The 12,691-nt window shown below is 50.0% G+C and carries 13 protein-coding genes and 3 tRNA genes; 4 read left to right on the top strand and 12 right to left on the bottom strand.

All coding sequences use genetic code 11. The annotated features are described in order from the left end of the window. Window positions 1-38: 38 nt before the first annotated feature. From opgB to G8S19_RS19215, 6 genes are all read right to left on the bottom strand, one after another. Complete coding sequence (gene opgB / locus G8S19_RS19240; protein WP_253685738.1) at window positions 39-2,330, bottom strand: phosphatidylglycerol--membrane-oligosaccharide glycerophosphotransferase; 2,292 nt, start codon at window positions 2,328-2,330, stop codon at window positions 39-41. 232 nt (window positions 2,331-2,562) lie between these two features. Continuing rightward, complete coding sequence (locus G8S19_RS19235; RefSeq protein WP_253685736.1) at window positions 2,563-3,054, bottom strand: DUF2501 domain-containing protein; 492 nt, start codon at window positions 3,052-3,054, stop codon at window positions 2,563-2,565. Window positions 3,055-3,124: 70 nt separating this feature from the next. Continuing rightward, window positions 3,125-3,862 carry a DNA replication protein DnaC gene (gene dnaC, locus G8S19_RS19230; RefSeq protein WP_003019133.1) on the bottom strand — a complete coding sequence of 246 codons (738 nt, stop codon included), beginning with the start codon at window positions 3,860-3,862 and terminating at the stop codon, window positions 3,125-3,127. Window positions 3,863-3,864: 2 nt separating this feature from the next. Then, a complete protein-coding gene (dnaT, locus tag G8S19_RS19225; protein ID WP_048212788.1) occupies window positions 3,865-4,404 on the bottom strand; it encodes a primosomal protein DnaT in 540 nt (179 codons plus the stop codon). 122 nt (window positions 4,405-4,526) lie between these two features. Beyond that, on the bottom strand, window positions 4,527-5,000 hold the full coding sequence (locus tag G8S19_RS19220) for a threonine/serine exporter (RefSeq protein WP_048212787.1): 474 nt from the start codon (window positions 4,998-5,000) through the stop codon (window positions 4,527-4,529). Then, window positions 4,991-5,767 (bottom strand): threonine/serine exporter ThrE family protein, encoded by a 777-nt coding sequence (locus tag G8S19_RS19215; protein ID WP_115643930.1) that lies wholly within the window; start codon window positions 5,765-5,767, stop codon window positions 4,991-4,993. The genes G8S19_RS19220 and G8S19_RS19215 overlap by 10 nt, the downstream gene beginning before the upstream one ends. A gap of 443 nt (window positions 5,768-6,210) precedes the next feature. Here G8S19_RS19215 and G8S19_RS19210 point away from each other — a divergent pair, with 443 nt between their 5' ends. Next, window positions 6,211-6,936 (top strand): response regulator transcription factor, encoded by a 726-nt coding sequence (locus G8S19_RS19210; RefSeq protein ID WP_253685734.1) that lies wholly within the window; start codon window positions 6,211-6,213, stop codon window positions 6,934-6,936. After that, complete coding sequence (bglJ, locus tag G8S19_RS19205) at window positions 6,897-7,586, top strand: DNA-binding transcriptional activator BglJ (protein ID WP_253685732.1); 690 nt, start codon at window positions 6,897-6,899, stop codon at window positions 7,584-7,586. The genes G8S19_RS19210 and bglJ overlap by 40 nt, the downstream gene beginning before the upstream one ends. A gap of 45 nt (window positions 7,587-7,631) precedes the next feature. Here the strand turns inward: bglJ and G8S19_RS19200 are convergent, their stop codons facing one another. Beyond that, window positions 7,632-8,090, bottom strand: a complete 459-nt coding sequence (locus tag G8S19_RS19200) for a YbaK/EbsC family protein (protein ID WP_048212783.1) — start codon at window positions 8,088-8,090, stop codon at window positions 7,632-7,634. Window positions 8,091-8,455: 365 nt separating this feature from the next. On the opposite strand from G8S19_RS19200, the gene G8S19_RS19195 reads away from it, so the two are divergent. Further along, window positions 8,456-9,799 (top strand): PTS sugar transporter subunit IIC, encoded by a 1,344-nt coding sequence (locus G8S19_RS19195; protein WP_253685730.1) that lies wholly within the window; start codon window positions 8,456-8,458, stop codon window positions 9,797-9,799. A gap of 29 nt (window positions 9,800-9,828) precedes the next feature. Here G8S19_RS19195 and fhuF read toward each other — a convergent pair whose 3' ends face one another. Together fhuF and G8S19_RS19185 are read right to left on the bottom strand one after the other, a co-directional pair. Beyond that, window positions 9,829-10,617, bottom strand: a complete 789-nt coding sequence (gene fhuF / locus G8S19_RS19190) for a siderophore-iron reductase FhuF (protein ID WP_048212781.1) — start codon at window positions 10,615-10,617, stop codon at window positions 9,829-9,831. 108 nt (window positions 10,618-10,725) lie between these two features. Then, window positions 10,726-11,802, bottom strand: coding sequence for a GGDEF domain-containing protein (locus G8S19_RS19185; RefSeq protein ID WP_048212780.1), 1,077 nt, complete (start codon window positions 11,800-11,802; stop codon window positions 10,726-10,728). 253 nt (window positions 11,803-12,055) lie between these two features. Between G8S19_RS19185 and G8S19_RS19180 the strand changes: the two genes are divergently transcribed. Then, on the top strand, window positions 12,056-12,292 hold the full coding sequence (locus tag G8S19_RS19180; RefSeq protein ID WP_086523828.1) for a DUF1435 domain-containing protein: 237 nt from the start codon (window positions 12,056-12,058) through the stop codon (window positions 12,290-12,292). A 39-nt stretch (window positions 12,293-12,331) separates the two neighbouring features. Here the strand turns inward: G8S19_RS19180 and G8S19_RS19175 are convergent. The 3 genes from G8S19_RS19175 to G8S19_RS19165 all read right to left on the bottom strand — a co-directional run bounded on the left by G8S19_RS19175 (window position 12,332) and on the right by G8S19_RS19165 (window position 12,651). Beyond that, window positions 12,332-12,417 (bottom strand) — tRNA-Leu (locus G8S19_RS19175). Window positions 12,418-12,450: 33 nt separating this feature from the next. Next, a tRNA-Leu gene (locus G8S19_RS19170) sits at window positions 12,451-12,536 on the bottom strand. Window positions 12,537-12,564: 28 nt separating this feature from the next. Beyond that, a tRNA-Leu gene (locus G8S19_RS19165) sits at window positions 12,565-12,651 on the bottom strand. Window positions 12,652-12,691 lie beyond the last annotated feature (40 nt).

The following is a 12,691-nucleotide window of genomic DNA, read 5'->3' as shown; positions in this document are numbered from 1 at the left end:
CCATGCAGCGCCCGGTGTGGTGTTGGGCGCTGTTTTTTTTATCCCTGAGCAGCCACTACTTTGATTTCAACCATCCCGATCCCCAGCTTACGCGGCGAGTGGCCGAGAATGTTGCCCTCGTTAGTGGCGACCGGATCGGGCGGGACAATCACCAGCGTATTGGCGTCCGTCGGATTATCAAAATGCAAGGTGGTCGTGCTGACCTCCTGGCTTAATACCAGCGTTTGTTCCTGGCCACCGACGCGTACGGGAATAGGGCGATTCGCGTTGTCACCAAAAGCTTTCGCGGTGATAACCAGATCGAATTTCTTCGGTAGCGGAGTTTTGTATTCGATTTTGACTTCTTCACTCAACTGGGCGTTAGACCAGCGTCCCCAGGATTCAGGGCGTGAAATTCCGCTAAACTGTTTCACCTCTTCCGGCGCGCCCGCTACGTTGAAAATGAAGCTGTCAGCTTTGTAGCGAATATCGTTATCGACAATTTTTAGCGTATCGACGTTACCTTTATAGCGTTCGATGTCGATCACCGTGTCTTTAAATGTCGTCTTCCCTTTCCAGTTGGCTTTATCGACATGCTGCACGATCTGCTGCCCGCCCAGTTGCCCCTGTGATACGCACCAGTCGGTAGAGAGTGCCAGTTCTGGCGCCCACAGTTGCGCCATTTTGTAACAGCGGTCTATCCAGACGAAGTTATCGCGTGGGGCGAAATCCGCCAGCTGGAAGCGCAGCGGGGCTGAGTACTCACTTTCCGGCAGCGGTTCGACGCGTTGATCCGAGACCCGGAGCAGCAGCGGCAGACGGAAATGGCTCCCTGAGAAAGAGATCATCTCTTTGTCCCGATCGATGGTGAATGCTTTCATCTCTTTCGGGAAATTCCACAAACGGATGATATTGGGCTTCCACGCCAGCATTTTCTCTTTGATGTTCAGGAACACTTCCGATACGGATTCGCTAGACAGGCTGCTGCGTCCAAGGCCGATAAAGTTATCGCCGCCGAGAATATCCAGTACGGTAGCACCGTTATCCATGGTGTTACGCTTCACCGCCAGCGTATCCTGCTGTGGCTGGTCGCCGCGCAGCACGAAGAACAGGTTGTTGCGATCCTGCTTGTTCAGGTACTTCCATGCGGTGTTGTTCATCGCCAGATGATCGGAAGATACCACGATCACGGTGTCTTTGAACCACGGTGAAGCTTTGATTTTATTGATAAATTCGGCGATATTTTCCTGGCTGCAGCTGACCGCGCTGAACGACTGGTTGGCCTTCCCGTCGATGTCATAACGTTTACGGTTGCAGCTACGTGAGATAAATCCATCCGGATGATGGGTATCCACGGTCAGGGTAAACAGTGAAAAACGCTGGCCCGAGCGCGAAAGCTCTTCGAATTTTTTCCATGCTTCGTCCAGCACGGTATCGTCGTAGAAGCCCCAGTCGTTACGATAGGCCGGGTCCGACACCACGCTTTTTAACTCTTGTGCACCGTACAGATGGTCAAAGCCGTGAGATTTCAGGAACACGTCTTTGCCGGCAAAGCGCAGGTTGGCACCCTGCACAAAGTAGTTCTGATAGCCGGAGTTTTTCAGGATATCGCCCAGACAGATATTGTTAGGGAAGAAACTTGAGACCGACGCCGAGGCGTTGCCTTCAAATGGTGCAAACAGCGGAATACCGCACTGGGAGGCGACCATCCCGGCGATGGTGTAATCGGTACCCGGAAGTTGCATGGTATTGCTGAAATCCAGACCTTCATTTTTTAACGCGCCGAGTTCCGGTGTCAGATCCGGGAACGCGTCGTTATTAAAATAGGTGCGCTCCAGACTTTCGCCGTAGATATAAACCAGGTTCAGCTTCGGATTGGGGATCGTTTTTGATGGCTCTTTGTAATAGGCCGCAAAATCGGGATCGCCATCGCGTGACTGGGATTTAACCAGTTCAGTTATCTGGTGGAACGCCGGGCTGGCATCAACAGAAGCCAGCGCCAGCAGCAGGGCCAGCAGACTGTAACCCACATGATGAGGATGATGGCGACGGCGACGCAGTATCCAACCCAGCGTGACAAAAACGGTGGTCAGCGCCAGGGCTATCCCGACGCCTGGCAAAATATATTTTCCGATACCCGCGCCAGTCAGGCTGTTGGTCAGGGTGTACAGAACCGCGTCATTGATCCCGTCGCCGGTGAAATAGTCACTGGCATACAGCGTGATATTCAGGACAATAAAAATCCCCAGCACCGTTAACGTGGCGGCGAACCACCAGGTGTTGCGACCCGCTTTCCAGGCGTAAATCAGCACTGAAGCGAGAAACAAAGTGATGGAGAATAATTCAGACAACGGACGATCCTCAGTAAGCCGGGCATATGCCTGGCAGGCTAATCATTTCTGGACAGTACAATGTAATAGCGTTGTTATATTGCTGCAATTGTAGTGACATTTAATTACGTTGTTATTCAGAATTGGTTTAGATATGCGTGTTTTTTGCGGGGGAATGACTGGTTATTTGACGTGTGAATGTAATGGAGTAAGCAAAGTGATGCCGCGCAGGTTATACGCGGCATGTAGAGCTTCAGGAAATGAAGTTCATACCCTGTTTTAACACCAGATCGCAGGCCTTGGTTTTTACCTGCTTCGCCAGCGAGCTGTTACCAATCGTGTCCAAGTTAAGCTGTTGCCCATCTTTGGCGTTGAGCAGACCCTGAATACCGTCCATATAGTTGGTGTCTTGTTTCTGCTCAGGCGCGCTGAGGCCCAGTTTATCCAGCACCTGGTTTTTGACGTTTTGCGTGTCGGTGACCGAGGCCAGCTTCTGTTTCGCGCAATATTCCAGGATCCCGGCGGCGTTATTCATGCTGCTGGAGGTCAACGACTGATTGCTGCCATTCAGCAGGCTGGTCAGGGAAGAGAGCGATGAGCTGCTTTGTGAGCCGGAGCTTTGTTTGCTCAGCTCACTGGCCGCGCTGGAGAGCGAATCCTGCCAGGAGGCGGCAAAAACGCTGGTGGAGATGAGCGTGCCGGCGGCAAGCGCACAGCACAGCAGACGTTTGGTAGTTTTCATCATTATATGCAACTCGTGTTATGCCTTTTCAGCGCAGTATAGCGCTGGCAGTCTTAGGAGTGGTCCTAATACGTTAATACTCTTTACCGGTGACCCGACTACGGTAGCTTTCCCAGTTAAAAATGACCCACAGGCTGTTGCCAAGGCGCATACGGTCCATCACGCGCTCGCCCAGTAGCTTGTTCATTTCATCCATATTGCTGTTAGTTAACATGCCGGTCGGACGTTTTGAGGATGAACGGCGATCGACAATCTGATTAATAATCACTTTTTCATAGCGGGATTCTGTCTGCATGCCGATCTCGTCGATCACCAGCAGATCCACATTACTCAGATCGTTGAGCAACTGTTCTTCGCTGGTTTCACGATTGCTGAACGTTTCTTTCATCGCCGACATGATATCGGCGACGGTAATAATCAGTACCGACTTGCCGCGCAGCAGCAGTTCGTTGCAGATGGCGGCGGCCAGATGGTTTTTACCCGTGCCGGGCTTGCCAGAGAAGATAAAACTGGCGATGTTGCCGTCAAACTCTTCAACGTACTGGCGAGCTTTGCTCAGGGCATTCATCTGACCTTCGCACTCAACCCGATAGTTTTCGAACGAACAGTTCTGATGCAGCGGACGGATACCGGAACGGTTGAATGTACGCTGCATTTTCATGGCCCGGTTTTCGCGGGCCAGCGCGGCGGCGCGAATTTCACCTTGCTCTTTTTGCCATGCCAGCAGTTCTTCGCCCGTTTTAAAGGCGGGCTCAACATTGGGTGGCATCATTTTTTGCAAACGTTTCATCAGGTCGCCAACGTTTTTCATCGTTATCCTCTAAAACCCGGTGGAATGTGGCTGTCAGGTTCACTGACGCTGTTCACATCGCGCTTTGGCATTCCGCCATTGCTGGCCCGTCCAATCTGGATGCTGCGCGCCAGTTTTTGCTGCCACTGAATATGGTGAAAGACTTTGCCTTCGGCTTGCCAGTAGGCAACAAATGAAGCCAGTTCTTCAGCGGTGACGGGCTCTCTTAGCGCCACTCCCCATAACGCCGCCTGACGCTGGAAGTCAGCATCTGGCTGCCAGTCAGCGTACATCGCAAATTTACCCATTGGCACGGCAACCGGTACCGCTTGCGGCTCTTCATAAAATTGGGCATCTAATGTTACATCGCTTCCCGGGCGTGACAGCTTCTCTTCAAGTGCCAGCAACTCTGCCAGCCGTGCAGGCGTCACCGCGTAAAACGCTGGCGCGTTGTTGGCGAATACGGCTACGGCACCGCCCGCAGACCTGGCCAGCACAGTTTGGTGATCGTGTAGTAAGGCGTCAATGCTAGTGACGTCCGGCGTCAAAATTTTGCAGGGCATAATGTTTCTCAATACTGAACAACAACCGAGAAGGAACTGCTTTTATAGTAACACAGAGAGAGAGGAGAGCAGCAGATGAGGGAAGGTTCCCCCATCAGCAAAGGGGTAAACAGATTCATTCGTTATACGCGCGGACGTTTGCGATACAGCCATAATCCTGGCACGGAAAGTCCAATTGAGAGTGCGCCCACAATCGATGAGGCTTTCAGAAAATTGGTCAGCAGGGTGATCATCAGCGCTTCGCTATAACCGAAATGACCGATCTTTACGGCGGATATCATGGCGGTGTAGGCGGAGATCCCCGGAAACATAGGGATCACTGCCGCAACGGTGAAGACTTTCGGATGCGCCAGATACCAGCGCGACCACTGGATCCCAATGCAGCCGACCAGCAGCGAGGCCATAAAGGTGGACCATTCAATATTAAACCCTGCGGTCATCATCACCATCCGTGAACCGTGCCCAAGCGCGCCGAGTAACGCACACCAGGGGAGTGCCCGATGCGGTACGTTAAATACCATAGCAAAGCCAAGCGCCGGGATCGCCGACAGGATCATATCCTGCATCAGCGCCAAAATGAAATCGATCACGCCCATCCGCGCAGCCCCCATAAGGTCATAGACATCACCACGCCAATGCAGGTTGCCAGCGTAAGCAGACTGGCAATCGCCCAGCGAGCGAGCCCGGTATTAATGTGTCCTTTAAACATATCCGCAACCGAATTGATTAACGGAAAACCGGGGACCAATAACAGCACGCTGGCGGCCATGGCTACGGTAGGCGTGTGATTAAACGTCGGTAGCGTAAGCAGCAGGCCGGATATGGTGGTCGCGACAAAAGCGGTAATACAAAAGTTGATTTGTGGATGCAAATGCCGGGAAGCCAGGAGCTGGCGAATGTACATGGCGATCATGCTGGCGAAAAAGGTGATCATCGCGCCATCCCAGCCGCCGTTATTGAGTTTACAAAAGCAGGCGCAGGACAATCCTACCATGAAAGCAACCAGCCATCTGGGATAGCGTAGCGGTTTGATTTGGTTAAACCGTTTCTCTACCCCTTTTTCATCCAACAGATTATGCTCTGCCAAAATAACGATGTGTTGCACTTCCGTCACGACGTGCATGTTGATGCCACGATCCTGATTTTTTCGGGTCGATGTCAGGCATTGTCCGTCTTTGATCGTCGTCAGGACGATGGCATTCGATGATATGGCACTTTCTACACTGTCCATCCCAAGCGCCAGACCCAGGCGGGTGGAGAGTTCATCGACCAACGCGCTTTCTGCGCCATGTTGCAGTAAAAAAAGCCCGCATTGTATACATAACCGTGTAACCGTTCTTTGTGACGACTGCTCTGTTTGCATAGCTCGCTCTGACTAAAAGATGCTCTCTTAATGAAGAATATCTTCTTTTTATCATGAAGCGTGAGTCGGTTGGCTCTGGATAAGATCAATTTTTGTGTTGAAAAAAGAAACAGGTCACTTGGTGGTTGTAGGAAATCGTATCGTGGGACACACTCCTGAACCAGGGCTAAATTTTTCGAGATGAACAGTAATTACGTAAGGAATGCTAATAATTTAATGTAGTTATTTTAATTGTACAATGAATGTACATGTGCGTGATTATGGCATGATAAATTTATAGTGTGATGTTATTGGGAACGTAGCATCGCCATTTTCTATTTAGAATAAGGATAAATAATTCATCCTGTCTATTGTTTAACGCATGTCTATTTATTAATTATTTTATTTGATTGTAGGTGATACTTGCGCGCGCAAGATTGAAGACATGTGAATATGGAGGAGTTATGTTGCCAGGACGCTGCAAGAACGCAATTATTATTAGTAAATTACCTATCATACAAATTGGGCTTAAAGGGGTAATGCAAGCGCATTTCTCTGATTACAAACTGACCTACTGCCGCGCCGTAGAAGAACTAACATTGATGCAACTGCGACGTTCAGATCTGGTTATCGCTGATTTAACCGGAGACTGCAGTCATCCGCGTGCGGTCTGCGAACAATATTATTCTTTGTTACCTCAATATCGTGATATTCACTGGGTCTTTCTCGTTTCTCGAAATTATTATCCTGTGGCCGTTGAGCTGCTGATGTGTCCAATCAGTACGCTGTTATCAGATGCCGAACCGATTGATAGTTTAGTAAATGCTATTGATGCAGGGAATGTTTATGCCGACAGAATTAGCCCGGTATTGCTCTCTCCGGTAATAGCACCAGAAAAACAGGATCATAGCGTATACTCAATTATTCTGACGCTATCTGAACGGAAAGTGTTACGGCTTCTGGGAAAGGGCTGGGGGATTAATCAGATTGCCACATTACTTAAAAAAAGTAATAAGACAATCAGCGCCCAGAAAAATAGTGCGATGCGTCGTCTGTCAATACACAGCAATGCGGAGATGTATGCCTGGATAAATAGTTCTCAAGGAGCACGAGAGTTGAATCTACCTTCAGTTTATGGAGAGACCACGGAATGGAAGACAGAAGTATCAAAAGAAATGTCGCACTGGTAGAAAAGTGTGTAATGAGCAGCGTGGGTATTTATAATTTATTTAATGCCAGACCGAACAATCAATACCAACTTCATCCCTTTTCAGGACAGCCAGCCTTAAGCCAGGCGATGTCACAGACGTCATTTTCCGCGGTTATTTTTTCACTTTCCGCGAAAAGAACCGATCGCCGCACCGGACTGGCTTATCTGACAGAGCTGGCGGTGAAACACCCTCGCATCAAGCGGGTGGTCATTGCCGATGATGATGACGAGGCGCGGCTAATTGGCTCGCTGTCACCGCTACCACTGGATGCCGTGATTAGCAAAGCATCCACGCTGAGTATGTTGCAGGAAGAATTATTTGCAGCGCTGGATTGCGCCAGAGGGGAAACAGAAGACACGAAGAAGCTCTGGTATATCAATCAATGCCGTATGCTTAGCCCAACCGAGCGCGAAATTCTGCGCTATATGTCGAATGGTTATTCGATGCTGCAGATCGCGATTGAGCTTGAGCGAAACATTAAAAAGATTCGTGCGCATAAATTTAATGTGATGTCCAAACTGGGCGTTAGTTCGGATGCCGGATTACTGAATGCTGCCGATATCCTGCTGCATGTGCGCTCTGCAGAACCGTCATCTTTTCGTCGTACTGCCCCGTTATGGCGTGCTTGAGAAGATGCGTACCGGCGTAGTCATTGGCATGGAAAGGTAAATCGATCACTGGCACACATCAACCCAGGTTGCCGCAGTCAGTTCTGCTATTCTTTCTGGCGCAATGCGAACCGCGCTGTGAGTGGCTCCTGCTGCAGGGAGCACTTCTGTATAGTGTTTCAACGAGACATCACAGTACACCGATATGGGTGTCTCCAACCCGAAAGGACATACGCCTCCTACGGGATGACCTGTTGCGTTGACTACTTCATCGCTACTCAGCATGCGCGCTTTGGCGCCAAACGTATTTTTCAGTTTTTTATTATCGAGGCGAGCATCTCCTCTGGCGACGACCAGGATAATGTCGTTTTTTACCTTTAGTGACAGCGTTTTTGCTATCTGCCCTGGTTCGACGTTATGGGCCTTGGCTGCCAGATCGACGGTGGCGGTGCTTTGATCTAATTCGATGATTTCAATATCTGGCGCATGTTGCGCTAAAAACTGCCGTACTGATTGTAAACTCATTCTTCTCTCCCTCTCGCTTATCCGCAGTCCTGCATAGCAGAAAACCGCCTGGCGTAATTTGTCATAGGGGCAGCGTTACTGTAAATATTTTATTGTAACAACACAGCAACATTGGCAGTTTCTCGATCACCTTCACAATCAAAGAAACCGGTTACAGTAACCGGTTGCGGAATACTGAAATGGCGATTAATACTGAAGTTGTCACTTCCTCTGTATCACATAATAAGAGCCATCTATGAATCTTAACTCGAATAGTGGTAGTGCTGGTGTTCCTCCCGGCACGGTTGCGAAAAGTAGGAATGGATTTTACGTGGTGGTGTTGATACCAGTACGGTTGCAGGGTTTTGCACAACGGGAGAACGGCTATGTCTACTAACCATGCTGTGTTTAACGTGATTTTCCGCTTTGTTGAAAACTATGTTAGTCCTGTTGCCGGGCGCATCTCTTCACAACGTCATGTCATGGCTATTCGTGACGGTTTTATTTCGGCGATGCCTTTTATGATTGTAGGCTCTTTTCTGCTGGTTTTTGCCTATCCGCCGTTTTCTCCGGATACCACCTGGGGATTCGCCCGTGCGTGGCTGGATTTGGCAAAACAATTTGAAGGCCAGATACTCACGCCGTTTGATATGACGATGGGGATCATGTCGGTCTACATATGTGCGGCTATTGCTTATAACCTAGGCAAGCACTATGTGAAGTCGCATCAGTTAGATCCGTTTATGTGTGCGATGCTGTCGATCATGGCTTTTTTGCTGATTGCCGCGCCAAAAACCAAAGGCACGATGCCGGTTGATAGCCTCGGCGGTACGGGGATTTTCACCGCCATCCTGGTAGCCATTTACTGCGTTGAAATGATGCGCTTCCTGAAGGCGCACAACATCGGCATCCGTTTACCCGATCAGGTTCCGCCGATGATCAAAAACTCTTTCGATCTGCTGATCCCGGTGCTGGTGGTGGTGCTGACGCTGTATCCGTTGAGCCTGGTGATACAGTCGCAGTTTGACATGCTGATCCCGCAGGCCATTATGGCCATCTTTAAACCACTGGTGTCCGCAGCGGATTCTCTGCCGGCGATACTGCTGGCAGTACTGATCGGCCATCTGCTGTGGTTTGCCGGTATTCACGGTGCGGCGATTGTGTCGGGTATGCTGCAAATGTTCTGGTTGACCAACCTCGGCATGAACCAGTCGGCGCTGGCGCAGGGCGCGCCTTTACCGCATATCTTTATGGAAGCGTTCTGGACGTTCTTTATCGTCGTGGGGGGATCGGGGGCGACGATGGGGCTGGTGATTTGCTATCTGCGCAGCCGCTCGGCCCATCTACGATCGATTGGGCGTTTGAGCGTGGTCCCCAGTATTTTCAACATTAACGAGCCGGTGATATTCGGTACGCCGATTGTCATGAATCCAGTGTTCTTTATTCCCTTCCTGCTGGCCCCAATGGTGAACGCGGTGCTGGCCTGGGCGGCGATGAAACTGGATCTAATTGGGCGGGTGATTTCAGTGGTTCCCTGGACCGCACCGGCACCCGTTGGCGCGGCATGGGCGTTAGGCTGGGATTATCGTGCGGCGATCCTGGTGGTCGTGTTGGCGCTGGTTTCTGCCATCATCTACTTCCCATTCTTTAAGGTTTATGAGAGGCAACTGTTGGTGCAGGAAAAAGAAGAAGCACAGCGGATAGAAGAGGAAAATCAGCAGGTTGCATAAAGTGTTGGCGGGGGGCTATGGCTCCTCGCTTATTTTAGCGTGCAGTCGCCGCATTGCTGAACATCGGGCAGGCGATAGCGCTGGCAGCAGGTTCTGCGTACTAACAGTCCCTCGCGTGGAACGACGGTGCGCCACAACGGATTATCCTGGCCACAGGATAGTTGTTTCTCAAAGAAGCAGGTCTGGCGCAGCGTGTTCAACAGTTCTTCACCTAACAACGGCTTCATTTCCGTTAAGTACCAGTGAATTAAGTATCCCGTATTGCTCCAGACAAGTTTCGCATTGATCTCACCCGTTGATTCCAGTGCCTGAACGACCGGTGTCAGGGCTGACAAAATCAGCGTTTCCATACGTTGTTGCGGTGAGAGTGCCGTGGTCTGGTGATCCTGATGTACATCTATCCAGAAACATGCGGCACGCCCGGTTTCGTGAAACTCCACGTGCATATGTTCAGGAGAGACGTCGATAGCCTCTTTTTGCGTCAGCAGAGCCACCATAAGCGGGGGCATCATCAGGCCGATATACCATTGCGCCCAAAGGGAGATCAGCGGTTTATTTTCGCGTACTAACGTGGGCTGGTTGCGGTAGATGTGGTCTGAATAAACGGCCAGAAGCGAACTTAACGTTGTCGGTTGCGTCCATTCATGTAATGTCATTGCACCTTGCGGCGGGGTCTCGTCAAGGCGAATGAAATCCAGCAAGTGTTCGCGGGTTTGGGCTATGGTCGCACGCACGGAAGCCGCCAGCGAGGGCATCTCTGAAGGGAGATGGCTGTGCCAGATGACATCTTCAACGATGGGTGCGGAACGGTAAGCCATGGCGATATAAGGATGTTAATCTAAATGATAATGATTTCTAATCCTATAGATGGGGGTAAACGATGGCAAGATCTTTGTCGCAAGATCGGGCAGTTCCGCACGGAAAACTCAGGAAGAGGTGCAGTTTATCCGCAGCTCATCGCTGACCAGAGTGTTGTTTCGACCCATATTCTTGGCCTCATAAAGCGCTTTGTCTGCTCTGGTAATCGCGGAGTCAATATCCTGTTCCACCAAAGGCGCAATACCGATGCTGACCGTCACATTGGTTGCTACGCTCTCATTAAACATATGTGGAATTTTAAGATCGTACACTTTCTGGCGAATACGTTCGGCGGCAGCCTGGGCCTGTTGGGGATCGACCGCGGTCAGCAAAACCATAAACTCTTCGCCACCAAAACGTGCCACCACGTCCCGGGAGCGTACGGAATCACGAATCGCGGCAGAAACGCGAATCAGCGCCTGATCGCCCATCATGTGCCCGTAATGATCGTTATAGGCCTTGAAATGGTCGATATCCATCAGCAGGACGTAGTGCTTCGAGTTGCTCAGGGCCAACAGCGTATCGAGTCTGTGTTGCAGCCCCCGGCGATTGTACAAACCGGTTAGCGGGTCGAGCATGCTGAGTCCGTTCAGAGTTTCCCGTTCTTCCAGTAGTTTGTACATCAGCTGCTGGGCGAAGCCGTCGTAGCGCTTTTGTATCACATGCTGGATGGCGATCCCGGCCATGGGTAGCGCCATAAAATAGAAAATTCGCAGACCATGCTCGCTGCCGTTAAGCCATAAACAGACGACGACTGAGGGTAACGAATGTAGCGTAAAGGCGATGATATTGTTGGCAAAAGCGATAGAACCAATAAACAGCACGCTGAGAAGTGCGATTAACAGAAAATAATAATCATTATGACCTAGCGCGTTATATTTCAGAAAAATATGTAATGCCCATAGCAAGCCAAAAACGATTGAAATAAAAGGAAGATTAATTTTTTTATTCGCATATTTGCCATGCCATGCCAACAGCAATGTACTGGCGGCCAGGATGAGCAACGCCGGGACAGATACGGCTTTGACGGCAAAAAGTGGGAAAACAAGCGTAAACAGCGCGGAGACTGCATTGAGAAGCAGAAACAGACGTAAAGAAAGTTGATATTTCTTAGTGCGCAGAGTTCGCCAGGATTGTACTGTCATAGGTAAATATTGTTATTTATCTGCAATATACGAAGGTGTGTTTGTAAGGAAAAAATGATGAGCGAAAAATCATTCGTTCAGGTCGTTATTGTTTTTTGATGAAAAGCTAACCGGCGAGCAATTTATCACCTTAAACTATTTATGTCATCAATCGTTAAGTAAAACTCATAGAATTGATAGCCTTTCCTGGCTGACAAATGAGAAAATTTATCATATGATATTGGTTATCATTATCAATGTCATAGGTGAAACCATGTTGCAACGTGCGCTGGGCAGTGGATGGGGGGTTTTGCTGCCGGGGATAGTGATTGCCGGGCTGGCATTTACTGATCTGTCACTCGACGCATGGAAGGCGATGATTGTATTAGGATTACTACTGACTTCACTCATGTTATACCACAAGCGTTTACGGCACTTTGTCTTATTACCTTCATGCGCGGCGCTGATCGGCGGCATTGTTTTGGTAATGATGAACTGGAATCAGGGATGAGCAAAACAGGAAAGAAAATCGAAGGAAAGATAAGATAATTGGTGCGAGGGGGGGGACTCGAACCCCCACATCCTAAGGACACTAACACCTGAAGCTAGCGCGTCTACCAATTCCGCCACCTTCGCACAGTCATCTTATTTTTTTTGATATCGCCTCGTTGGTGCGAGGGGGGGGACTCGAACCCCCACATCCTAAGGACACTAACACCTGAAGCTAGCGCGTCTACCAATTCCGCCACCTTCGCCCAGTGCGAGCAATATCAACGTGGATTATGGTGCGAGGGGGGGGACTTGAACCCCCACGTCCGAAAGGACACTAACACCTGAAGCTAGCGCGTCTACCAATTCCGCCACCTTCGCATACCATCGACACTCAAAAAGTATCGTTACCACGGAGGCG

Origin of the sequence: Citrobacter sp. SX206 (assembly GCF_024181025.1) — a bacterium.
GTDB lineage: Bacteria > Pseudomonadota > Gammaproteobacteria > Enterobacterales > Enterobacteriaceae > Citrobacter > Citrobacter youngae.
Note: the sequence above shows the minus strand (reverse complement) of the source record. Positions and strands in the feature narration are given on the sequence as shown.

Bases quoted from the DNA above. Each gene is read 5' to 3' on its own strand.
- G8S19_RS19235 (WP_253685736.1), bottom strand. From the start codon at position 3,054: ATGATGAAAACTACCAAACGTCTGCTGTGCTGTGCGCTTGCCGCCGGC.
- dnaC (WP_003019133.1), bottom strand. From the start codon at position 3,862: ATGAAAAACGTTGGCGACCTGATGAAACGTTTGCAAAAAATGATGCCA.
- dnaT (WP_048212788.1), bottom strand. From the start codon at position 4,404: ATGCCCTGCAAAATTTTGACGCCGGACGTCACTAGCATTGACGCCTTA.
- G8S19_RS19220 (WP_048212787.1), bottom strand. From the start codon at position 5,000: ATGGGCGTGATCGATTTCATTTTGGCGCTGATGCAGGATATGATCCTG.
- G8S19_RS19215 (WP_115643930.1), bottom strand. From the start codon at position 5,767: ATGCAAACAGAGCAGTCGTCACAAAGAACGGTTACACGGTTATGTATA.
- G8S19_RS19210 (WP_253685734.1), top strand. From the start codon at position 6,211: ATGTTGCCAGGACGCTGCAAGAACGCAATTATTATTAGTAAATTACCT.
- bglJ (WP_253685732.1), top strand. From the start codon at position 6,897: ATGGAAGACAGAAGTATCAAAAGAAATGTCGCACTGGTAGAAAAGTGT.
- G8S19_RS19200 (WP_048212783.1), bottom strand. From the start codon at position 8,090: ATGAGTTTACAATCAGTACGGCAGTTTTTAGCGCAACATGCGCCAGAT.
- G8S19_RS19195 (WP_253685730.1), top strand. From the start codon at position 8,456: ATGTCTACTAACCATGCTGTGTTTAACGTGATTTTCCGCTTTGTTGAA.
- fhuF (WP_048212781.1), bottom strand. From the start codon at position 10,617: ATGGCTTACCGTTCCGCACCCATCGTTGAAGATGTCATCTGGCACAGC.
- G8S19_RS19185 (WP_048212780.1), bottom strand. From the start codon at position 11,802: ATGACAGTACAATCCTGGCGAACTCTGCGCACTAAGAAATATCAACTT.
- G8S19_RS19180 (WP_086523828.1), top strand. From the start codon at position 12,056: ATGTTGCAACGTGCGCTGGGCAGTGGATGGGGGGTTTTGCTGCCGGGG.